Source organism: Pedobacter anseongensis (assembly GCF_037482965.1).
Taxonomy (GTDB): Bacteria; Bacteroidota; Bacteroidia; order Sphingobacteriales; family Sphingobacteriaceae; genus Pedobacter; species Pedobacter anseongensis.
The window spans coordinates 220,390-240,162 of sequence record NZ_JBBHKB010000001.1 but is presented as its reverse complement, the minus strand read 5'-3'; the positions used below and the strand labels follow the sequence as shown (position 1 = coordinate 240,162).

Annotated in this window: 28 protein-coding genes; 25 read left to right on the top strand and 3 right to left on the bottom strand. The window is 37.2% G+C overall.

Going from position 1 to position 19,773, the window contains the following annotated elements:
• The first annotated feature begins 137 nt into the window (after window positions 1–137).
• The 6 genes from WG904_RS01180 (at window position 138) to WG904_RS01155 (ending at window position 5,129) form a co-directional block, all read left to right on the top strand.
• Complete coding sequence (locus WG904_RS01180) at window positions 138–527, top strand: response regulator (protein WP_339577459.1); 390 nt, start codon at window positions 138–140, stop codon at window positions 525–527.
• A 70-nt stretch (window positions 528–597) separates the two neighbouring features.
• The gene (locus tag WG904_RS01175) at window positions 598–1,314 is read left to right on the top strand and encodes a hypothetical protein (protein WP_339577458.1); all 717 of its coding nucleotides are present in this window, start codon (window positions 598–600) and stop codon (window positions 1,312–1,314) included.
• A 157-nt stretch (window positions 1,315–1,471) separates the two neighbouring features.
• Window positions 1,472–3,727: a M1 family metallopeptidase gene (locus WG904_RS01170; protein ID WP_339577457.1), complete on the top strand. Its 2,256-nt coding sequence runs from the start codon at window positions 1,472–1,474 to the stop codon at window positions 3,725–3,727.
• A 102-nt stretch (window positions 3,728–3,829) separates the two neighbouring features.
• Window positions 3,830–4,051, top strand: a complete 222-nt coding sequence (locus WG904_RS01165; RefSeq protein ID WP_339577456.1) for a VF530 family protein — start codon at window positions 3,830–3,832, stop codon at window positions 4,049–4,051.
• Between the two features lie 153 nt (window positions 4,052–4,204).
• Entirely contained in the window at window positions 4,205–4,942 is a 738-nt protein-coding gene (locus tag WG904_RS01160) for a ThuA domain-containing protein (protein ID WP_339577455.1), read from the top strand.
• A 4-nt stretch (window positions 4,943–4,946) separates the two neighbouring features.
• Entirely contained in the window at window positions 4,947–5,129 is a 183-nt protein-coding gene (locus WG904_RS01155; protein WP_339577454.1) for a hypothetical protein, read from the top strand.
• Here WG904_RS01155 and WG904_RS01150 read toward each other — a convergent pair whose 3' ends face one another.
• Complete coding sequence (locus tag WG904_RS01150) at window positions 5,130–5,759, bottom strand: Pr6Pr family membrane protein (protein ID WP_339577453.1); 630 nt, start codon at window positions 5,757–5,759, stop codon at window positions 5,130–5,132.
• Window positions 5,760–5,904: 145 nt separating this feature from the next.
• Between WG904_RS01150 and WG904_RS01145 the strand changes: the two genes are divergently transcribed.
• Entirely contained in the window at window positions 5,905–6,363 is a 459-nt protein-coding gene (locus WG904_RS01145; RefSeq protein WP_339577452.1) for a hypothetical protein, read from the top strand.
• 9 nt (window positions 6,364–6,372) lie between these two features.
• On the opposite strand, the gene WG904_RS01140 is transcribed toward WG904_RS01145, so the two are convergent.
• Entirely contained in the window at window positions 6,373–7,023 is a 651-nt protein-coding gene (locus tag WG904_RS01140) for a class I SAM-dependent methyltransferase (protein WP_339577451.1), read from the bottom strand.
• A gap of 314 nt (window positions 7,024–7,337) precedes the next feature.
• On the opposite strand from WG904_RS01140, the gene rpsL reads away from it, so the two are divergent.
• From rpsL to rpsJ, 4 genes are all read left to right on the top strand, one after another.
• Window positions 7,338–7,751 carry a 30S ribosomal protein S12 gene (rpsL, locus tag WG904_RS01135; protein ID WP_008244597.1) on the top strand — a complete coding sequence of 138 codons (414 nt, stop codon included), beginning with the start codon at window positions 7,338–7,340 and terminating at the stop codon, window positions 7,749–7,751.
• Window positions 7,752–7,767: 16 nt separating this feature from the next.
• Window positions 7,768–8,235 carry a 30S ribosomal protein S7 gene (rpsG, locus tag WG904_RS01130; RefSeq protein ID WP_339577450.1) on the top strand — a complete coding sequence of 156 codons (468 nt, stop codon included), beginning with the start codon at window positions 7,768–7,770 and terminating at the stop codon, window positions 8,233–8,235.
• Window positions 8,236–8,259: 24 nt separating this feature from the next.
• Entirely contained in the window at window positions 8,260–10,374 is a 2,115-nt protein-coding gene (gene fusA, locus WG904_RS01125; protein ID WP_339577449.1) for an elongation factor G, read from the top strand.
• Between the two features lie 69 nt (window positions 10,375–10,443).
• Window positions 10,444–10,749 (top strand): 30S ribosomal protein S10, encoded by a 306-nt coding sequence (gene rpsJ, locus WG904_RS01120; protein ID WP_008244591.1) that lies wholly within the window; start codon window positions 10,444–10,446, stop codon window positions 10,747–10,749.
• A 68-nt stretch (window positions 10,750–10,817) separates the two neighbouring features.
• On the opposite strand, the gene WG904_RS01115 is transcribed toward rpsJ, so the two are convergent.
• Window positions 10,818–11,513, bottom strand: a complete 696-nt coding sequence (locus WG904_RS01115) for a hypothetical protein (protein ID WP_339577448.1) — start codon at window positions 11,511–11,513, stop codon at window positions 10,818–10,820.
• A gap of 167 nt (window positions 11,514–11,680) precedes the next feature.
• On the opposite strand from WG904_RS01115, the gene WG904_RS01110 reads away from it, so the two are divergent.
• The 14 genes from WG904_RS01110 to rplN all read left to right on the top strand — a co-directional run bounded on the left by WG904_RS01110 (window position 11,681) and on the right by rplN (window position 19,772).
• Window positions 11,681–12,940: a prephenate dehydrogenase/arogenate dehydrogenase family protein gene (locus tag WG904_RS01110; RefSeq protein ID WP_339577447.1), complete on the top strand. Its 1,260-nt coding sequence runs from the start codon at window positions 11,681–11,683 to the stop codon at window positions 12,938–12,940.
• 78 nt (window positions 12,941–13,018) lie between these two features.
• Window positions 13,019–13,855, top strand: coding sequence for a sulfite exporter TauE/SafE family protein (locus WG904_RS01105; protein ID WP_339577446.1), 837 nt, complete (start codon window positions 13,019–13,021; stop codon window positions 13,853–13,855).
• Entirely contained in the window at window positions 13,852–14,247 is a 396-nt protein-coding gene (locus WG904_RS01100; RefSeq protein WP_339577445.1) for a DUF1634 domain-containing protein, read from the top strand. Before WG904_RS01105 ends, WG904_RS01100 begins: the two co-directional genes overlap by 4 nt.
• Window positions 14,248–14,517: 270 nt before the next feature.
• Window positions 14,518–15,135 carry a 50S ribosomal protein L3 gene (gene rplC / locus WG904_RS01095; protein ID WP_339577444.1) on the top strand — a complete coding sequence of 206 codons (618 nt, stop codon included), beginning with the start codon at window positions 14,518–14,520 and terminating at the stop codon, window positions 15,133–15,135.
• A gap of 4 nt (window positions 15,136–15,139) precedes the next feature.
• Window positions 15,140–15,769 carry a 50S ribosomal protein L4 gene (gene rplD / locus WG904_RS01090; RefSeq protein ID WP_339577443.1) on the top strand — a complete coding sequence of 210 codons (630 nt, stop codon included), beginning with the start codon at window positions 15,140–15,142 and terminating at the stop codon, window positions 15,767–15,769.
• Between the two features lies 1 nt (window position 15,770).
• Entirely contained in the window at window positions 15,771–16,061 is a 291-nt protein-coding gene (gene rplW, locus WG904_RS01085; protein WP_090992928.1) for a 50S ribosomal protein L23, read from the top strand.
• A 19-nt stretch (window positions 16,062–16,080) separates the two neighbouring features.
• Window positions 16,081–16,905, top strand: a complete 825-nt coding sequence (gene rplB / locus WG904_RS01080) for a 50S ribosomal protein L2 (protein WP_339577442.1) — start codon at window positions 16,081–16,083, stop codon at window positions 16,903–16,905.
• The gene (gene rpsS / locus WG904_RS01075; RefSeq protein WP_055130480.1) at window positions 16,905–17,171 is read left to right on the top strand and encodes a 30S ribosomal protein S19; all 267 of its coding nucleotides are present in this window, start codon (window positions 16,905–16,907) and stop codon (window positions 17,169–17,171) included. The genes rplB and rpsS overlap by 1 nt, the downstream gene beginning before the upstream one ends.
• A 7-nt stretch (window positions 17,172–17,178) precedes the next feature.
• Complete coding sequence (gene rplV, locus WG904_RS01070) at window positions 17,179–17,544, top strand: 50S ribosomal protein L22 (RefSeq protein WP_339577441.1); 366 nt, start codon at window positions 17,179–17,181, stop codon at window positions 17,542–17,544.
• A 2-nt stretch (window positions 17,545–17,546) separates the two neighbouring features.
• Window positions 17,547–18,392 carry a 30S ribosomal protein S3 gene (gene rpsC, locus WG904_RS01065; protein ID WP_339577440.1) on the top strand — a complete coding sequence of 282 codons (846 nt, stop codon included), beginning with the start codon at window positions 17,547–17,549 and terminating at the stop codon, window positions 18,390–18,392.
• Window positions 18,393–18,426: 34 nt separating this feature from the next.
• On the top strand, window positions 18,427–18,849 hold the full coding sequence (gene rplP, locus WG904_RS01060) for a 50S ribosomal protein L16 (protein WP_090992924.1): 423 nt from the start codon (window positions 18,427–18,429) through the stop codon (window positions 18,847–18,849).
• A 75-nt stretch (window positions 18,850–18,924) separates the two neighbouring features.
• Complete coding sequence (rpmC, locus tag WG904_RS01055; RefSeq protein WP_339577439.1) at window positions 18,925–19,134, top strand: 50S ribosomal protein L29; 210 nt, start codon at window positions 18,925–18,927, stop codon at window positions 19,132–19,134.
• A 13-nt stretch (window positions 19,135–19,147) separates the two neighbouring features.
• Complete coding sequence (gene rpsQ / locus WG904_RS01050) at window positions 19,148–19,402, top strand: 30S ribosomal protein S17 (RefSeq protein ID WP_055130475.1); 255 nt, start codon at window positions 19,148–19,150, stop codon at window positions 19,400–19,402.
• A 1-nt stretch (window position 19,403) separates the two neighbouring features.
• Window positions 19,404–19,772 carry a 50S ribosomal protein L14 gene (gene rplN, locus WG904_RS01045; RefSeq protein ID WP_041878524.1) on the top strand — a complete coding sequence of 123 codons (369 nt, stop codon included), beginning with the start codon at window positions 19,404–19,406 and terminating at the stop codon, window positions 19,770–19,772.
• The last annotated feature ends 1 nt before the right edge of the window (window position 19,773 follow it).

The following is a 19,773-nucleotide window of genomic DNA, read 5'->3' as shown; positions in this document are numbered from 1 at the left end:
TACTTTTGATTGTTAATAAGGTCTTGATTAATAGCGACTTATGTATTATTATTCTTTAAATGTTAATTCATTGAAAAGTTAATGTTGTAATTAACTTTTCATTATTTATATTTACATCAAACAATATAACGAGCTAAGTGAAATTCAATTTTAGAGATAATTCAACCAAAAAGAAGAAGATATTAATCGTTGAAGACGAACCGATGAGTGTTTTGCTAATACAGCAGATTCTTAAAAGTTATCAATTTGAATTGATTGTTGCTACCAATGGGTTAGATGCGATCGAAAAATTTAAAAATACAGAGATTAGCTTGGTTATTATGGATCTTTATATGCCAGAAATGGATGGCTTTGAGGCTTCTAAGCGAATAAAGGAAATATCGAAAGAAACTCCGATTATAGTAATCTCTACCACCACCATAGCAGAAGACGATCTTAAAAAAGACATTGGTATCGATTATTTTTTAGCAAAACCGCTTAATGTTACAAAATTTAAAGACTTTATCCATATGCTTTTATTGGCTTAGGCGATAAACTTTTTTCTGTTAAATTTTGTTAAAAGAAGATAACGTAAACAAAAGTGCGTTAAATTTGGCTATGTTCAAAAAGGTATTTTTTTTATTTATATTGCTCATTCCAATCGTATCAAATGCCCAAAGCGTATTAACTGGTAACATCTTTGATTATGCAAATCGATCTATTTCCTTAGAAGGTGCCACAGTTAAAAATCTAACATCAAAATCAGTAACCTTAACGGATAAAGATGGCCATTATGTGCTTTCAGCAAAGATTGGCGATTTGGTTTCTTTTGGTATGGTGGGTTACCAAACCGATACGGTATATCTGATTAATTTATTTCCTAAAAATGTGTATCTACGTTTCTCGGTTAATAATTTAAATACCGTAAATATTTCTGGTGCCAAATTATCCAGGTTTTTGGATTTAAAAGACCCAACAGCAATGCCTTCTCGACAGGTAGATTATTCTAAAGAAAGAGGGGGGTTGCGATTAAATTTAGGTTTTGGAAAGTTCAAAAGAGAGCGCGAAAAAGTAAGTGAACTGGAAGAATACGATCAATTTAATGAAGAAATCAGCAGGAACTTTACGGTAGACTTTGTGAAGAATTTGCTAAAAATTGATAGTGCCGATTTAAAGAATTTTATGGGGATGTATAGGCCGACGGTAGCTCAAATTAAATCTGAACGCCCCTTTAATTACGAACTTTATACTGCTCAATGTTATAGTACTTGGATAAAACTCCCGCCAGATCAACGTAAACCTCCTTCATTGCTTAAGGCGAAAGGAGATAATTAGTTCATTCGTTCAGGTGTAAATGAGTTTGGATGTTTAGCTAACTATTAGTTTATTACCAATGACTAATGAATCAATGAAATTTTAACGCGTAACAATCTTAACTAATAATTTGGAAATATTTAATTAGGAATTACCTTTATCAAAAAAACTAACTAACATGTTTAAAACCTATACAAAATTCTTTCTTTGTGCAGTTATGGTGTGTATGTGGAGCTTAACCAGCTTTGCTCAACAAACACCTGCACCATCGTCTACAAATTATAATCCATCAGAGGCTTTTGGTCCTTTATTCTATACTCAAAATGGTAATGAGTTTAGGTCAGCGAATGGAGCACCCGGATCAAAATATTGGCAAAATAGGGTAGATTACAATATTTCAGTTGCATTAGATGATGTTAAAAACACCGTTAGCGGAACAATTACCATTACCTATAAAAATAATAGTCCCGATAAGTTGCCCTATTTATGGTTGCAATTAGATCAAAACTCTTTTAAAGAAACCTCTAGGGGCTATGCCGTAACACCAGCACGTAGTCGCTACGGTGCCCAGGGCGAAAAATTTGACGGGGGTTATAAAATCGAAAACATAAGTGTCTCGCAAAAAGCAGTTCCTGTGAAATTTACATCATTAATTGAAGATACGAGAATGCAAATTCGTTTAGCTAATCCGATGGCAGCAAATGGCGATTTGGTAACCATAAAAATGAATTATTCTTATGTAGTGCCAAAAGAAGGCTCGGATAGAACAGGTCACTTAACCACAAAAAATGGAGAAATCTTTGCCATTGCCCAATGGTTTCCACGTATGTGTGTATACGATGATGTTTTAGGATGGAATACATTGCCTTATTGGGGTGGTGGCGAGTTTTATTGCGAATATGGCGATATCAATTTTGCAGTTACTGCACCAGCAAGCCATATCGTAATGGGGTCTGGAGAATTGTTAAACCCACAAGAAGTATTTACTGCCGAGCAATTAAAAAGATGGAATGCAGCGAAATTAAGTGATGCAACTGTTCATATTCGTTCAGAAGCAGAGGTAACGGATCCAAAATCACGCCCTGCAAAAGATAAGCTAACTTGGAGATTTAAAATTACGAACGCACGTGATGCAGCTTGGACTTCCTCAAAAGCATTTGTGTTAGATGCTGCTCGCATTAATTTGCCGAGTGGTAAAAAATCATTAGCGGTTTCTGCCCATCCCGTAGAAAGCAATGGATTAAATGCATACGGAAGAGGCGTAGAATATGTAAAAACTACTATTGAGCACTATTCGAAGATGTGGTTCGAATACCCATATCCAATGGCTGTAAATGCTGCTACAAATATTGGCGGAATGGAATATCCAGGAATCGTTTTTTGTGGGTGGACTGCCAAAGGAGCTGGAGCATGGGGTGTTATTGATCACGAATTTGGTCACTCATGGTTTCCTATGATTGTAGGTTCTAATGAACGTAAATACGGTTGGATGGATGAAGGTTTTAACACATTCATTAATGGTATTTCGCAGCAAGAATTTAACAAAGGAGAGTACAAACCCCAACGTCCAACAAATTGGCAAAATATTGGGAGAGGTTTAGGTAACCCAGCATTAGAAAATATGATGCTTATGCCCGATGGAATGGCAGAACGTAATATCGGATATAACCTTTACAGCAAGCCAGGAAATGCACTAACACTTTTGAGAGAGCAAATCGTGGGCAAAGACCGATTTGACTATGCATTTAGACAATATATTAAAAATTGGGCGTATAAACACCCAACCCCATTCGATTTCTTTAGATCGATGGACAACGGAACAGGCGAAGATTTATCTTGGTTCTGGAGAAGTTGGTTCTTGAACAGTTGGAAAAATGATCAAGCATTAGGCGAGGTTAAACCTGTGTTAACAGATGGAAAAATATCAGGTTATACCATTCAGGTAAAAAACTTGGAGAAAATGCCAATGCCAATTATCCTTCAAGTTAAAACCAAAAGTGGCAAAACAGAGACCATTAAGATTGGTGTCGATGTGTGGATGAAAAATACCAGTTGGCTGGTTCGCTATCCTACCACAGAAGAAGTGGTAGAGGTAACCATCGATCCAGATAAATTATTGCCCGATGGAAATCCCGATAATAACAAATGGAGTGCAGATGGAGCAACAAAAGTGTCGACTACTCCGCCAGCGAATTTGGATGTTTTTTTAGGTAGCTATTCGAATCCTGAAGCGCCAATTAAAATAACAGTTACTAAGGCTAATGGAGGCTTAATGGTTCAAATGGGTGCTCAACCGGCACTTGCTTTGAAATTTGTAAGCGGTAATAGATTTGCTGTCGAACAACCAGCCTTGGAATTTAATTTTAATCCAACTAAAAACGAAATGACCCTTTCAGCACAAGGACAGGAATTCGTTTTTACAAAAGATAAATAGTCTTTCATTATATTTCAAATAAAAAGGCTCTCCCGATTATCGGGAGAGCCTTTTTCCTTTTAAACCTCTTGCTCTTTGTCATTAAACACCTATCTTTGCATCATGGCACCCCTAGAGCAAAAAAATAATCCATTACATGGCCTAACTTTAGAATTTATCGTTAAACAACTTTTTTTCCATTATGGATGGGAAGAAATGGGTAACTTGGTGAACATTGCTTGTTTTAAAAATAATCCAACCTTAAAGTCGAGCTTAAAGTTCTTGCGCAAAACAGATTGGGCTCGAAAAAAAGTAGAGAAATTGTATTTAAATACATTTCACTAATTAGCTTAATTTTCTTAATCGCTTAATGGTTATTGCCTCCTGAACAAAGAATTTTGCCCTTATTTAATTTCAATTAAATTCACTGGTAAATGAATTATTTATAGGTTAATAAAAAATTAGTATATTTAACAGCTAACACTCACCAATTAAGCCATGTATAAATTGAACATTCAAAAAGCAATACTTCCGTTTTTCTTAATCACAAGTATGTTTTTTGGCTTTACTGCCACTAGAAAGGCTCCATCAAAAATATTAGTTTTCTCTTTAACAAAGGGATTTCGTCACGTATCTATTCTCGACGGTATTAAAGCTATACGAAAATTGGGTGCCGAAAATAATCTCATAGTAGATACGAGCGAAGATGTAAATTCGATTACCGACGAAAATTTAAAGAAATATAAATTATTGGTTTTTTTAAGTCCAACAGGTTCTGATGTATTTAGTCCGGTGCAAAAGCAGGCGCTAAAAGGATATATCAATAATGGGGGTAGTTTTGTGGGCATTCATGCGGCTAGCGATTTTTGTTACGAATGGGAGTGGTACGGGAAAATGGTAGGAGGGTATTTCGAAAGCCACCCCAAAATACAAGAGGTAAAATTAGATATCGTAATGCCAAAGAATATAATGGTAAAAGGTTTACCACAACCATGGATGCATAAAGACGAATGGTATAATTTTAAAACAATGAATCCTGATGTAAAGGTGTTGATTAAGGCCGATGAAAGTTCATATGTAGGAGGCAAGATGCGTAATAATCATCCGATTAGCTGGTACCATAAATTTGAGGGTGGAAAAGTATTTTATACTGCTTTAGGCCACACGAAGGAGTGTTACACGGATACACTGTTCCTTAAACATTTATGGGCAGGCATGACCTGGGCGATGAAATAAAATTATGATTAGAATAAACGACGAAACTCCAACAGCGCAACTTCAAGATATTAAAATTGGCGATTTAGTTACCGATACTTTCAGCAAAACCGGCTTGGTAGAACGAATTGAGATTTCTGATGATGGTCTATATCGGATTTATGAATTTAATCTTGTAACGGGACGGGTAATTGTGGCCAAAAGGTAATTAGTACTTCTTGCTTTTTAATAAACGATCTGCCCAAATAAATAGGCTTCCAAAAAGTAGAAAAGCCACTAACACAAACCCAGCGTTTATAAATACTTTAGCATAACCCAACTCCATAACATTTAAAAACGGGTAGGGGTACCAATCTACAAAATGCCCTCGAATTAAGGAATAAATGAGGTATACGAATGGAAAATAGGCCCAAGCAAATCCGTCTTTCCACTTTAGCGCTCCTTTAGCTGTACAAATAATCCAATAAAGTACATAGAGAAATGGGACAATAACGTGCAGTAAATTATCTGCTACCAACTGCCAGCCCTTAGGCTCCCAAATTCCCCTTAATACCGTATTATATACCAAGCCCACAATAAATATATCAAGCGCAATACCGGTTTGTACAGTTACTAAAGAAAAGTATCTGCCTATTTTAGATCGAGGTGAAGCTACTTTTGCACTCAAACTAAGTGCCACTAACAAATTGCATAAAATGGTAAAATAGCTGATGAAGTTGAAAATGCTATCTTTCAGTATTGCCAATTGTAAGAGAACGGCGAACCATGTAATAAGTAATAGTAAAATTTCAGCTGCTTTTTTTGAGGAGGATGATTCAGCTTGGTTAAATGCGGTCAAGTATTTAAATTTAATTGTTAAAGATTAAACTAAATATAAGAATCTTTATAAATAAAATCAAACTCGGTATACTAAAGAACAATTTTGGAATCGCTGTAACGGTGAGCCTCTTTTTTTCGTATTCGTGAAATAAATAACTTATATCATGTTAAAATTTTTCAGCTTTGCCTGCTTATTGTGTTTATCTCTCCATTTCATTTCATGTGAAAAGGCTAGTGTAGAGAAGGTGGATAATATTGTGTATGGCACTTCATTTGGAATGTGTATTGGGTATTGCGTGAATAATCTTTCGATCAATAATGATGAAGTAACATTCACTAAAAGTAAAAACGGGCAAACACCAGATACCAAAACCTGTACGTCTACAATTTCTACTATGGATTTAAGTGCCATTAAGGGATTAATTGATGCCGATAAGGTGGCAAAATTGCCCGAAATCATTGGCTGTCCAGATTGTGCCGATGGGGGAGCGGAATGGGTATCGATAACTACTGAGGGCAAAACACACAAAGTTATTTTCGAATATGGCAAAGCGCCAGCTGAGCTAGCTGCTGCTGTGGTTAAATTAAGGGAACTAAAAGAAACCTTTAAAAACTGTAATTAATAGTTTGGTCTATTTCTTTTCTGCCACTAAAATATAATGGTTAAATAAAAAACCCTCTTTTACCAAACTGGTTAAAATAATTTCACAGTTAAGTGAGGTAAGCATTTCTTTGTACTCCGCTAAATCGTATTGGTGGGGGTGCAAAATGTCTGCTGGCTGTAAGCGGAACACATGCTTGAAAAATTGTCTGTTATGAGCATCTATCGAAACTATAATTTTACCACCTGTTTTAGCAAACTTATGAAGTGTTAAAAAGGCTTTATCGAGTTCAGAAACATGATTAATCGCATTCATGCAGAAAACAACATCGAACTCATCCGCGCTCTTAAAAGATTCGAGCGTGTCTGTTTTAAACTTTACATCAGGATACATTTCGAATTTGAAATGTTGAAGGGTTTGATGATAGGTGTCCAATAACGGATCAAAAGCAGTTACGTTATGATCTTTTAACGCAATAAATATACCTGCCGGACCACAGCCTGCATCTAAAATATTATCGTTTTGATTAAGTTTAACTGATGATGAAATACTTTCTAATACTTTGTTCCAGTAAATTATTTTGAGCCTTAAGTATTCAGCAACATCCTTTTTAGCTAAGTAATTTTTCCACCAAAGTGATTCGAAAAATTGTGCAGTACGCCATCGTAACGTTTTAATCATCTTCAAAAGTAGGTAAATTTTTTAAACGCTGGCAGTTCGCCATCTGCCATATGATTACAAAATTTCAACATTTTGGCATTCAAGCCCTATTTAAAATATGCTTTTTGCGATTTTCGCCCAAACGTTCCAACATTTTAACTTACAACTTCCGTCTTCCATTTTCCATTTTCCATCTTCCATCCAAAAAAATCTCTCCCAATCGCTTGATAATCAAAAATTAAGTTCGTACTTTTGCAATCCCTTAATGTGGCCTCGTTGTAGGCTGGCCATTAGGGCAGTTTTTAAATTAAAATAGAAAAAGCAAAAAGCAAGAAATGCCAACCATTCAACAATTAGTTAGAAAAGGTAGAGTAGCACTGGAGTTCAAGAGTAAGTCTCCGGCGTTGGACAGCTGTCCACAGCGAAGAGGTGTATGTACACGTGTATATACTACTACCCCTAAAAAACCAAACTCAGCAATGCGTAAAGTTGCACGTGTACGTTTAACCAACGGAAAAGAGGTGAATGCCTACATTCCTGGAGAAGGTCACAACTTACAAGAGCACTCAATCGTGTTAATCCGTGGTGGTCGTGTTAAAGATTTACCAGGTGTACGTTACCACATTATCCGTGGTGCATTAGATACATCAGGTGTAGCTGGTCGTAACCAACGTCGTAGTAAATATGGTACTAAGCGTCCTAAACCAGGGCAAGTAGCTGCAGCACCAACAAAAGGTAAGAAAAAATAATTAGGAGGAAACAGAAATGAGAAAATCAAAACCAAAAAAGAGAATTATTCTTCCTGATCCTAAGTTTAACGATGTTCAGGTTACAAGATTTGTAAATAATATGATGTTCGATGGTAAAAAATCTATCGCTTACGCTATTTTTTACGATGCAGTTGAATTAGCTGAGAAAAAAACTAGTGAGAATGGATTGGAAGTATTTAAACGTGCTTTAGTAAATATCAGTCCCGCTGTAGAGGTTAAATCTCGTAGAGTTGGTGGTGCAAACTTCCAAGTACCTACTGAGGTAAGACCAGACCGTAAAATTGCTTTAGGCATGAAATGGTTAATCACTTATGCTCGTAAACGTGGTGAAAAAACCATGAAAGAAAAATTAGCAGGTGAAATTATTTCAGCAGCTAAGGGCGAAGGTGCAGCAGTTAAAAAGAAAGAAGATACGCATAAAATGGCTGAGGCTAATAAAGCGTTCTCACACTTTAGATTCTAATTAAAGAAGATTACACAGATTATAATGTCAAGAGATTTAAAATTCACAAGAAATATCGGAATCGCTGCTCACATTGATGCGGGTAAAACGACCACAACTGAGCGTATTCTTTATTATTCTGGTGTTAGTCACAAAATTGGTGAGGTACACGAAGGTGCTGCAACGATGGACTGGATGGCACAAGAGCAAGAACGTGGTATTACTATTACTTCTGCTGCAACAACAGTTAATTGGAACTATAGAGGTAGCAAATACCACATTAACATTATTGATACACCTGGACACGTTGATTTTACCGTTGAGGTAAATCGTTCACTACGTGTATTAGATGGTTTAGTGTTTTTGTTTTCAGCTGTTGATGGTGTTGAGCCTCAATCTGAAACTAACTGGCGTTTAGCTAATAACTATAATGTTGCTCGTATCGGTTTTGTTAATAAAATGGACCGCTCTGGAGCAGACTTCTTAAAAGTTGTTAAACAAGTTAAAGATATGTTAGGTAGTAACGCAGTTCCATTGCAACTACCTATCGGTTCTGAAGATTCATTTAAAGGTGTAGTTGATTTGATCAACAACCGTGGTATTGTTTGGAATGAACATGATAAAGGGATGACCTTTACTGAAGTGCCAATTCCAGATGATATGTTAGATGAGGTTGCTGAATGGAGAGAGAAATTACTAGAATCAGTTGCTGATTATGATGAGACTTTGATGGAGAAATTCTTCGAAGATCCAAATTCCATTACTGAGCGTGAAATTTTAGATGCTTTACGTGCAGCGGTACTTGATGCTAAAATTGTTCCTATGGTTTGTGGTTCATCTTTCAAAAACAAAGGTGTACAAACCATGCTTGATTATGTGATGGAATTATTGCCTTCACCATTGGATAGCGAAGGTGTTACAGGTACAAATCCTAACACTGATCAGGAAGTATTATTAAAACCATCAGAAAAAGAGCCATTTGCAGCTTTAGCTTTTAAAATTGCAACAGATCCTTTCGTAGGTCGTTTATGCTTTATACGTGTTTATTCAGGTAACCTCGAAGCAGGTTCTTATGTGTATAATACACGTTCTGAAAACAAGGAGCGTATTTCACGTATTTTCCAAATGCATGCAAATAAGCAAAACCCAATCCCTAACGTAGGTGCTGGTGATATTGCTGCGGTTGTAGGTTTTAAAGATATTAAAACTGGAGATACTCTTTGTGATGAGAAAAACCCAATTATCCTTGAGTCGATGAACTTCCCTGAGCCGGTAATCGGTTTAGCGATTGAGCCCAAAACTCAAGCAGATGTTGATAAATTAGGTATGGCTTTAGGTAAATTAGCTGAAGAAGACCCTACATTTAGAGTTCAAACTGACGAAGAAACAGGACAAACGGTTATCTCAGGTATGGGCGAGCTTCACTTAGATATTTTAATTGATCGTTTAAAACGTGAATTTAAAGTAGAAGTAAACCAAGGTGCGCCACAGGTGGCTTACAAAGAGGCCATTTTCGGCACTACTCAACACCGTGAAACGTATAAAAAACAATCTGGTGGTCGTGGTAAATTCGCAGATATCCAAGTTGTGATTTCACCAATTGATGCAGATTACGAAAAAGGTGGTTTACAGTTTGTGAATGAAATTACAGGTGGTTCAATTCCACGTGAGTTTATCCCGTCTGTAGAGAAAGGTTTTGCAGCGGCAATGGCGAATGGTGTATTGGCAGGTTACCCACTTCCTGATATGAAAGTTCGTTTAATTGATGGTTCATTCCACGCAGTCGATTCAGATGCCTTGTCATTTGAGCTTGCAGCTAGAATGGCTTATCGTGAAGCATTGCCAAAATGTAAACCTACATTGATGGAACCAATCATGAAAATCGAAATCTTAACCCCAGAAGAAAACATGGGTGATGTAATTGGTGACATGAACCGCCGTCGTGGTCAGCTTTTAGGTATGGATACTCGTGCAGGTTCGCAAGTAATTAAAGCAACTGTGCCTCTTTCGGAAATGTTTGGTTATGTAACTCAATTACGTACCATCACTTCTGGTCGTGCAACTTCAACCATGGAATTTGATCACTATGAAGCAGCACCTAAGAACGTACAAGATGAGGTAATTGCCAAATCAAAAGGAAAAGTTAAAACAGAAGATTAGTACATACTCAAAAATAAACCGACCCCTTGTTATTAATAGCTCTAACAAGTAGTCATAATTTAAAATAACATGAGCCAAAGAATTAGAATTAAATTAAAATCATACGATTACAACTTAGTAGATAAATCTGCTGAGAAAATCGTTAAAACTGTAAAACCTACGGGTGCAGTAGTTAGCGGACCAATTCCGTTGCCAACAGAAAAGAAAATTTTCACGGTTTTGCGTTCACCACACGTAAACAAAAAAGCACGTGAGCAATTTCAATTATGCGCCTATAAACGTCTATTAGATATTTATAGTTCAAACTCTAAAACAGTTGACGCCCTGATGAAACTTGAATTGCCTAGCGGCGTTGAAGTTGAAATCAAAGTTTAATGATTTGACGAAAAAGAAACCCTTAGCAGCAATGTTAAGGGTTTTTTGTTTTGTAGTTTTTAACAGATTTAAGACTTATTCTTCAGTTCCTCCACAATATTTCGTTCATCTTGTAGCGCTCTTGCCAATTTTCGCTGCTGCTCGTTCGCTTTGCTTTTGAAAGCTTGATACTCGGCCGTAATCTCATCATAAAGAGCAGTACGATGCTTAGCCTCACTAATGTTTTTGCTCGAACGAGCAATCACTACTACTAAACCAATCGCAAGTAATACGATAATAGACCAAACAATAGTGTGATAAGTTCCTTTTTCGAGCGACATCCCAAGGAATGAAATTTCATTTAGCTTAGCATTCGATGTATTTAAACTGTCTTCTTGTCCATTAATTTGCGCCTGAAGATTAACAATAGTTTTTTCTTGTTCTGCTAATTTGTTTTTTGTGGATTTGAATTCCGTGCGTTCTTTTTTTAAGGTATCTAAAGCGCTTTGCCAAACTCCAGCGAGTCGACCAGGATTAATTAATTTATACCCGTTGATGGTTTTAGATCGAGATAGCATAAATTGATATTGACCATTTAATGAAAAATCTGTGTTTTTTACGGTATCAACCCTATATGCTTTTCGGGTGTAAAGTGGCTTTTTTACAGGGTTTTGAGTTCTTGACGATTTGCTAATAGGAGCTTTTACGGTTGTTTGGGCCCATGTATTTTGAGCGTAAGCCATCATCATTAACGCTGCAATTAAAAGGGAAAGTTTTCGGTTCATCGCAATTTCATTGGTTATATTTAGCAATATTAACAAAAAAATAGCTTGTATTTAGTAAGACATTACCCTTTAACATAATTTTAAAGTCCTTTTTACTAAATAGATAAGTCAGCTTTTAAAGTGATTTGGATCATTTCTGATGTAGCCCTCACACGTAGTTTTGTATCATGAAAATAGGTATTATTGGGTTAGGTGATATGGGTCAGCTTTATGCGCTATCCTTTGCAAGAGCAGGATATGAAGTCTATGGTGCAGATCTCGAAGAATTAAATAACCAGTTAAGAATCGCATTACAACCCCAAAATGTTAATGTGATGGTAAATGGCCATGAAGTAGCAAGGCGTGCCGACTTTCTGATTTTTTGCGTAGAGGCAGAATATATAGCCAGTGTTGTTCAAATCTATGCAAAGTCGATAAAATTCGGCGCAACTGTTTCTGGGCAAACTTCAGTTAAAACACCGGAAATTGAAGCATTCGAAAAATACCTGTCAGACGATGTTCAAATTATTACCTGTCATTCTTTACATGGTCCAGGCTTTAGTCCAGAGGGACAAACGTTAATTGTAATCCGACACCGTGCGAGCAACGAAAGTTATGACAAAGCCTTGGATGTCTACACCTCGCTCAAGTCGAACATTATTGAAATGAATGATTATCAAACGCACGATAAAATAATGGCCGATACCCAAGCCATTACCCACATGGGTTTCGAAAGTATGGGTTCGGCATGGAAAAACGCTGGTTTTTTTCCGTGGGAAAATGGAGCCTATGGCAACGGAATAGACAACGTTAAAATTTTAATAACCTTAAGAATTTTTAGCTATAAATCGCATATTTACGCCGGATTGGCCATCCTAAACCCCTATGCTCGCGAGCAAGTAAGAGCGTATGCGAAAGCCGAAGCCGAATTGTTTAAATTAATGATCTGTGAAAAGGAGAAAGAGTTTAAGGTAATAATTTATGCAGCTAGGGATTTTCTTTTTAACGGTCGAACCGAATTTCTGTTGCTCAACGACGATGTGATGAAAGAATTTAGCCTGTCAAATGCACACCGTCAAGTCAAGGCAAACTCCCACCTAAGTATTTTAAGCATGGTATATGCCTGGTACAAAATGGGGATTAATCCTTATGATAGCCTCATTTGTCAAACACCTCCATTTAGGTTAAGACTTGGTATCGCCGAATATCTTTTTAAGAATGATGAAATGTTAGCGCAATCAATTCAAGCTGCACTTTATGATAAAAGCATCCGAGCCGACGATCTCGAATTTCATACAGCTGTGCATGAATGGGCATCTTTGATTGAGTATGGCGACATGAAAGGGTACAAAGAACATTTTGAAGCAGCAAAATTTTTTTTTTCTGGGCGACTAGAAAAGGGCCTAAAGCAAAGTACAGAAATGATTAAAAAGTTGTTTGATTCGTAATTTCTAGTAGATATATAGACTTTATTTAATTCGGCTTTTGTTTCATTATGCCAACCAGAGTCAGTTATATTTGCAGGGATGACTGTTTTGCTATTTACTACTGTTGTTTTGCTGGGTGCATTTCTAGCTGGCCTTTTAGGTTCTCTTACCGGTTTGGGCGGTGGAGTAATCATTATCCCATTATTAACTTTAGGTTTAGGTGTTGATATTCATTATGCAATTGGGGCATCGATTATATCGGTTATCGCTACTTCTTCGGGTTCTGCGGCCGCGTATGTAAGAGAAGGCATTACCAATGTAAGGATAGGGATGTTCCTTGAGATGGCTACTACTTTGAGCGCTATAGTAGGGGTTATAATTGCTACCTACATTAAAGCAGATTATATTATTGTAATTTTCGGACTTATTTTATTGTTTTCGGCGCTTATGATGCTGAAGAAAAAGGTAGATCACTCTAATAATGAAGAAACGAGTGTATTGGCGAATTACTTTAAATTAAATGGTAGCTATCCAACTGAAGATGGGATGAAGAAATATGCAGTTCACCATGTTATGGGCGGCTTTGCGATGATGTTCGTTGCAGGAACGCTCTCTGGACTGCTTGGCATTGGCTCTGGTGCATTAAAAGTGATTGGTATGGACAACATCATGAAAATACCTTTTAAAGTCTCTACTACCACTAGTAACTTCATGATCGGGGTTACTGCTGCTGCAAGCGCATTGGTGTATTTACATCGTGGGCAGATTGATCCTGCCATTGCAATGCCGGTAACCATAGGGGTAATTCTTGGCGCAACACTTGGCGCAAAAATATTAGTTAGAACTAAAACCGATAAACTTAAAATTGTTTTTGCAATCGTGGTAACCTTTTTGGCGTTGCAGATGATTTATAAAGGATTGGCCGGAATAGCATGAAAAAACAGGTTAAACATTATTTAGCAGATAGAGATGTACAAATATTATTGGGTACACTTTTACGTGTTGGAGTTATCCTTTCTACTAGTATTGTATTAATAGGTGGAATAATTTTTATAGCTAGCCATTCTAACCAAAAAGTTTTTTTTGGGCATTTTAAGCCTGAAGAAGCAAAGTTTTCATCTATAGCTTCCATTTTTAGGGGTTTAAGAACCTTCGATGGACTGGCAATTATCCAATTTGGGGTTTTATTACTCATATTCACGCCAATCGCTCGAGTGGTGTTTTCGATTTTCAGTTTTTTAATGGAAAAGGATTATATGTACGTGCTAATTGGAATAATTGTTTTATGCGTGATAATCACCAGTTTATACCTTGATATTGCTCATTAGCTATATTTTTTACAATTTGGCCCTGTCTTAGAAAAATAATCGCAATTATTTGAAAACCATCTGATTTTGCCTTTAAAGTATCGCATGGGCAATAAAATCATGATCGCTTCATCACCATTGAAAAAAAATTTCATAAATAGATGAAAAATAATCAGCTAACTATTTGAAAATTAAGAAATCTTTCCTATTTTTGCCGTCCCTTAGCGGGGATGTATATCCACCTTGAACGAAGCCCTACTGCTTCGATGGGTGTTAAATTTAAAATAGAAAATGTCAGGTATTATTGGAAAAAAAGTAGGAATGACCAGCATTTTTGACGCCGAAGGAAAGAACATTCCTTGTACGGTGATCGAAGCTGGACCTTGTGTTGTAACACAAGTTAAGACCGAAGAGAAAGATGGTTACGTATCGGTTCAATTAGGATACGACGAAGCCAAAGAAAAAAACACTACACAGCCTTTGAAAGGTCACTTTGCGAAAGCAAATACCACTCCAAAACGCAAGTTGGTAGAATTTGAGCAGTTTGAAGAATCTGTAAGTTTAGGCGATACAGTAACTGTAAACATTTTCAACGAAGGCGATTTTGTTGATGTTGTTGGTACTTCAAAAGGTAAAGGTTTTCAAGGTGTAGTTAAGCGTCATGGTTTTGGCGGTGTGGGTGGTCAAACTCACGGTCAACATAACAGATTGCGTGCGCCAGGTTCATTAGGTGCTGCATCTTATCCGGCTCGTGTATTTAAAGGTATGCGTATGGCTGGAAGAACAGGTGGCGACAGAGTAAAAATTCAAAACTTACAAGTATTGAAAGTTTATGCTGAGCAAAATCTGGTTGTAGTTAGTGGTTCCATTCCAGGAGCTAAGGGTTCTTACGTAATCTTAGATAAGTAAGCAGATGGAAGTTAAAGTAGTAAACATTTCAGGAAAAGAGACAGGTGCCAAGGTGCAACTTTCTGAGTCGGTATTTGGTATCCAACCAAGTGACCATGCGATTTATTTAGATGTAAAGCAATATTTGGCTAACCAACGTCAAGGAACGCACAAGTCTAAACAACGTAACGAAATTGCAGGTTCTACCCGTAAATTATACAAACAAAAAGGTACTGGCGGTGCGCGTGCCGGAAGCATTAAATCTCCATTATTTAATGGCGGTGGTCGTGTTTTTGGTCCACAACCAAGAGATTACAGTTTTAAATTGAATAAAAAATTAAAATCATTGGCTCGTAAATCGGCTTTATCTTATAAAGCAATTGATAACAACGTGGTCGTATTAGAAGATTTTACTTTTGATAGCATTAAAACTAAAAACTATATCGATTTGGTTAATGCATTAAATTTAGCTGGAGAGAAAACATTATTAGTTTTACCTACTCAAAATAACAATATCTATTTATCAAGCAGAAACATTCAGAAAACTAAAGTTATTACTGCAGCAGATTTAAATACATACGATGTATTAAATGCAGGTAAACTTTTATTAACGGCTGATTCGCTTAAAACATTGGAGGAGGCATTTGCCAAGTAATATGGAAATTTTACAAAAACCAATATTAACTGAAAAAGCTTCTGCATTAACTGAAAAAGCTAACCGTTTTACTTTTAGAGTAGATCACAGAGCTAATAAGTTGCAGATTAAAGCTGCCATCGAAAAAATGTATGGCGTTAACATCGTGGCATTGAATACAATGGTAGTTGATGGTAAAGCTAAATCAAGAAACACTAAAGGTGGTTTAGTGTCGGGACGTAGTCCGAAATACAAAAAAGCTATTGTAACCTTGAAAGATGGTGAAACAATAGATTATTACGCAAATATTTAATACGAATATAATTATAACTATGGGCTTAAGAAAATTTAAACCAGTCACTCCCGGAACCCGTTTTAGGGTAGGCGCAAGCTTCACGGAGATTACAGCAACCAAGCCCGAAAAATCATTGGTTGTATCTTCTAAGAAATCGGGAGGTCGTAACAATACAGGAAAGATGACGATGCGCTACATTGGCGGTGGTCATAAAAAATCTTACCGTTTAATTGATTTTAAACGTGATAAGTTTGATATTCCAGCTACTGTAGCTACTATTGAATACGATCCAAACCGTACCGCACGTATTGCACTATTGCATTACGCTGATGGTGAGAAGCGCTACATTATTGCACCTGAGGGATTGCAAGTAGGACAAACATTGCTTTCGGGTGAAAAAGCTACTCCAGAAGTAGGTAACACATTAACGTTGGCAAATATCCCTTTGGGATCTATTGTACACAATTTAGAAATTCATCCTGGTAAAGGTGCTCAATTAGCACGTAGTGCTGGTGCTTATGCACAACTTGCAGCTAGAGATGGTCGATATGCAACCATTAAAATGCCATCAGGCGAAGTAAGATCTATCTTAGTTACCTGTTTAGCAACAATTGGTGCAGTTTCTAATTCAGATCACGCTAATGAAGTATTAGGTAAAGCAGGCCGTAGCCGTTGGTTAGGTCGCCGTCCTAGAACTCGTCCAGTAGCGATGAATCCGGTAGATCACCCAATGGGTGGTGGTGAAGGACGCTCTTCAGGAGGTCAGCCTCGTTCAAGAAACGGAGTTTACGCTAAAGGCTTCAAAACCCGCTCACTTAAAAAATACTCAAATCGTTTCATCATAGAGAAAAGGAAGAAATAATGGCTCGTTCGATAAAAAAAGGACCTTATATTGACCATAACGTAGAGAAAAAAGTTGTCTCTATGAATGATTCAGGCAAAAAGTCTGTGATCAAAACTTGGTCTCGTAGATCAATGATATCACCAGATTTTGTTGGTCATACATTTGCAGTACATAACGGTAATAAATTTATTCCGGTATACGTAACAGAAAACATGGTTGGTCACAAGTTGGGAGAATTTGCTCCAACCAGAACATTTAGGGGTCACTCTGATAAGAAAAAATAATTAAGAGATGGAAGCACTAGCGAAATTAAACAATTGTCCAACCTCACCACGTAAAATGCGTTTGGTTGTAGATCTAATCAGAGGTGAGCGTGTTGAGAAAGCATTAAGCATTTTGAAATTCACCAATAAAGAAGCAGCAATTAGAGTTGAAAAACTTTTGTTATCTGCCATCAAAAATTGGGAAGCTAAAAATGAAGGTTCTCGCCCTGAGGAAAACCAATTATACGTGAAAACGATAATGGTAGGCGGTGGTCGTCAGTTAAAGAGACTTAGACCAGCACCACAAGGTCGTGGTTACAGAATACGTAAGCGTTCAAACCACGTTACCTTAGTAGTAGATAGTAAAAACGTTGAAACACAAACTAATTCATAAACATGGGACAAAAAGCACATCCAATAGGTAACAGGTTAGGAATCATCAGAGGATGGGATTCTAACTGGTTCGGAGGCAACAACTATGCTGATAAATTAGTTGAAGACGAAAAAATAAGAAAATACCTGTCAGCACGTATCGCAAAAGGCGGTGTAGCTAAAGTAGTAATCGAACGTACGTTGAAACGTATCACCGTTACTATCCACACTGCGCGTCCCGGTATCGTAATTGGAAAAGCAGGAGCTGAGGTGGATAAAATCAAAGAAGAGTTAAAGAAATTGACTAAAAAGGAAATTCAAATTAACATTTTTGAGATAAAACGCCCTGAGCTTGATGCGCAATTGGTTGCAGAAGGTGTTGCGAAACAACTAGAGGCTAGAATCTCTTTCCGTAGAGCAATGAAATCTACTATCGCATCAACAATGCGTATGGGTGCAGAAGGTATCAAGATAATGACTTCTGGTCGTTTAGGTGGTGCTGAGATGGCTCGTAACGAACAATATAAAGAAGGAAGAATTCCTTTGCACACCTTCCGTGCAGATATTGATTATGCATTGGCGGAAGCATTAACAACCTATGGGAAAATAGGTGTTAAAGTTTGGATCTGTAAAGGTGAAGTTTACGGTAAACGTGATCTTTCTCCAAACATTGGAGCTGCCAGCAATGCCCCAGGCAAAGGTGGCGACAGACCTCAAGGTGCATTCGGTGGCCGTGATGGCGGTAGAGATAACAGAGGCGGTGGCGACAGAAGGAATGACAAGCGCCCAGGTGGTGCCGGTCGTCCAGGTCAAAATGGCCCAGGAAGAGATAATAAAGGTGGTGGCGCCAATAGAGGCCCACGCAAATAGTTAACAGATCGTTTAACGATAATATTAAAATAAAATGTTACAGCCAAAAAGAACGAAGTTCAGAAAGATGCAAAAGGGCAGAATGAAAGGTTTAGCAACTCGTGGTGCTGAATTGTCATTCGGTTCTTTCGGGATTAAATCTTTAGAGGCCACTTGGATTACAAGTCGCCAGATAGAGGCAGCCCGTATTGCGGTAACTCGTTTCATGAAACGTGAAGGTCAAGTTTGGATTAGAATATTCCCGGATAAACCGGTAACTAAAAAACCAGCTGAAGTACGTATGGGTAAAGGTAAAGGTGCTCCAGAATATTGGGTAGCTGTTGTTAGACCCGGACGTATTATTTTTGAAGCAGAAGGTGTTCCTTTAGAAATTGCTAAAGAAGCATTGAGATTAGCCGCTCAAAAATTACCAATTCAAACAAAATTTGTAGTACGTAGAGATTACGTAGAAGCATAAAAGAGATTTGGGATCAATGTTATAAATAACTTGTTGTTATAACCGCTAGACGCCCCAAACATAAAAATTAATAAAATGAAGAACTCAGAAATCATAGGACTTTCAAAAGAAGACCTAGTAGTTAAAATTGCAGAAGAAAAAGAAAACTTAGTAAAGTTAAAATTTGCTCATACAATTTCGGCTATCGAAAATCCTGCCCGTATCACTAAGGTAAGAAAAGATATCGCAAGATTAACTACTGAATTGACTAAGCTTAAAGCGCAGTCTGCAACTGAAACTAAATAACTTTAGAGTCGAAATGGAAAGACAATTAAGAAAAACAAGAACAGGGTTGGTAGTAAGCAACAAAATGGACAAGTCTGTTGTTGTGGCGGTAGAACGTAAAGTGAAACACCCGATTTATGGTAAGTTTGTTAAGAAAACTACCAAATTTATGGCTCACGACGAGAAAAACGAATGTGGTATCGGTGATACGGTATTGATACAAGAAACTCGTCCGCTAAGCAAAAACAAGAACTGGAGATTGGTACAAATTTTAGAAAGAGCTAAATAAGATGGTACAACAGGAATCACGATTAAACGTAGCCGACAATAGCGGCGCAAAACAAGTATTGGTTATCCGTGTACTTGGTGGGACTGGCAAAAGATATGCTTCTATAGGTGACAAAATTGTTGTTACTGTAAAAAGCGCTTTGCCATCTGGTAACATTAAAAAAGGAACAGTTTCTAAAGCAGTTGTAGTAAGAACTAAAAAAGAAATCAGACGTAAGGACGGTTCTTACATTCGTTTTGACGACAATGCAGCAGTATTGTTAAATGCTCAAGACGAGCCACGTGGTACACGTATTTTTGGCCCGGTAGCTAGAGAACTGCGTGAAAAACAATTCATGAAAATTGTATCATTAGCACCGGAGGTATTATAAT

Coding starts and splice junctions, on each gene's coding strand:
- WG904_RS01175 (WP_339577458.1), top strand. CDS start 598: ATGTTCAAAAAGGTATTTTTTTTATTTATATTGCTCATTCCAATCGTA.
- WG904_RS01170 (WP_339577457.1), top strand. CDS start 1,472: ATGTTTAAAACCTATACAAAATTCTTTCTTTGTGCAGTTATGGTGTGT.
- WG904_RS01165 (WP_339577456.1), top strand. CDS start 3,830: ATGGCACCCCTAGAGCAAAAAAATAATCCATTACATGGCCTAACTTTA.
- WG904_RS01160 (WP_339577455.1), top strand. CDS start 4,205: ATGTATAAATTGAACATTCAAAAAGCAATACTTCCGTTTTTCTTAATC.
- WG904_RS01155 (WP_339577454.1), top strand. CDS start 4,947: ATGATTAGAATAAACGACGAAACTCCAACAGCGCAACTTCAAGATATT.
- WG904_RS01145 (WP_339577452.1), top strand. CDS start 5,905: ATGTTAAAATTTTTCAGCTTTGCCTGCTTATTGTGTTTATCTCTCCAT.
- WG904_RS01140 (WP_339577451.1), bottom strand. CDS start 7,023: ATGATTAAAACGTTACGATGGCGTACTGCACAATTTTTCGAATCACTT.
- rpsL (WP_008244597.1), top strand. CDS start 7,338: ATGCCAACCATTCAACAATTAGTTAGAAAAGGTAGAGTAGCACTGGAG.
- rpsG (WP_339577450.1), top strand. CDS start 7,768: ATGAGAAAATCAAAACCAAAAAAGAGAATTATTCTTCCTGATCCTAAG.
- fusA (WP_339577449.1), top strand. CDS start 8,260: ATGTCAAGAGATTTAAAATTCACAAGAAATATCGGAATCGCTGCTCAC.
- rpsJ (WP_008244591.1), top strand. CDS start 10,444: ATGAGCCAAAGAATTAGAATTAAATTAAAATCATACGATTACAACTTA.
- WG904_RS01115 (WP_339577448.1), bottom strand. CDS start 11,513: ATGAACCGAAAACTTTCCCTTTTAATTGCAGCGTTAATGATGATGGCT.
- WG904_RS01110 (WP_339577447.1), top strand. CDS start 11,681: ATGAAAATAGGTATTATTGGGTTAGGTGATATGGGTCAGCTTTATGCG.
- WG904_RS01105 (WP_339577446.1), top strand. CDS start 13,019: ATGACTGTTTTGCTATTTACTACTGTTGTTTTGCTGGGTGCATTTCTA.
- WG904_RS01100 (WP_339577445.1), top strand. CDS start 13,852: ATGAAAAAACAGGTTAAACATTATTTAGCAGATAGAGATGTACAAATA.
- rplC (WP_339577444.1), top strand. CDS start 14,518: ATGTCAGGTATTATTGGAAAAAAAGTAGGAATGACCAGCATTTTTGAC.
- rplD (WP_339577443.1), top strand. CDS start 15,140: ATGGAAGTTAAAGTAGTAAACATTTCAGGAAAAGAGACAGGTGCCAAG.
- rplW (WP_090992928.1), top strand. CDS start 15,771: ATGGAAATTTTACAAAAACCAATATTAACTGAAAAAGCTTCTGCATTA.
- rplB (WP_339577442.1), top strand. CDS start 16,081: ATGGGCTTAAGAAAATTTAAACCAGTCACTCCCGGAACCCGTTTTAGG.
- rpsS (WP_055130480.1), top strand. CDS start 16,905: ATGGCTCGTTCGATAAAAAAAGGACCTTATATTGACCATAACGTAGAG.
- rplV (WP_339577441.1), top strand. CDS start 17,179: ATGGAAGCACTAGCGAAATTAAACAATTGTCCAACCTCACCACGTAAA.
- rpsC (WP_339577440.1), top strand. CDS start 17,547: ATGGGACAAAAAGCACATCCAATAGGTAACAGGTTAGGAATCATCAGA.
- rplP (WP_090992924.1), top strand. CDS start 18,427: ATGTTACAGCCAAAAAGAACGAAGTTCAGAAAGATGCAAAAGGGCAGA.
- rpmC (WP_339577439.1), top strand. CDS start 18,925: ATGAAGAACTCAGAAATCATAGGACTTTCAAAAGAAGACCTAGTAGTT.
- rpsQ (WP_055130475.1), top strand. CDS start 19,148: ATGGAAAGACAATTAAGAAAAACAAGAACAGGGTTGGTAGTAAGCAAC.
- rplN (WP_041878524.1), top strand. CDS start 19,404: ATGGTACAACAGGAATCACGATTAAACGTAGCCGACAATAGCGGCGCA.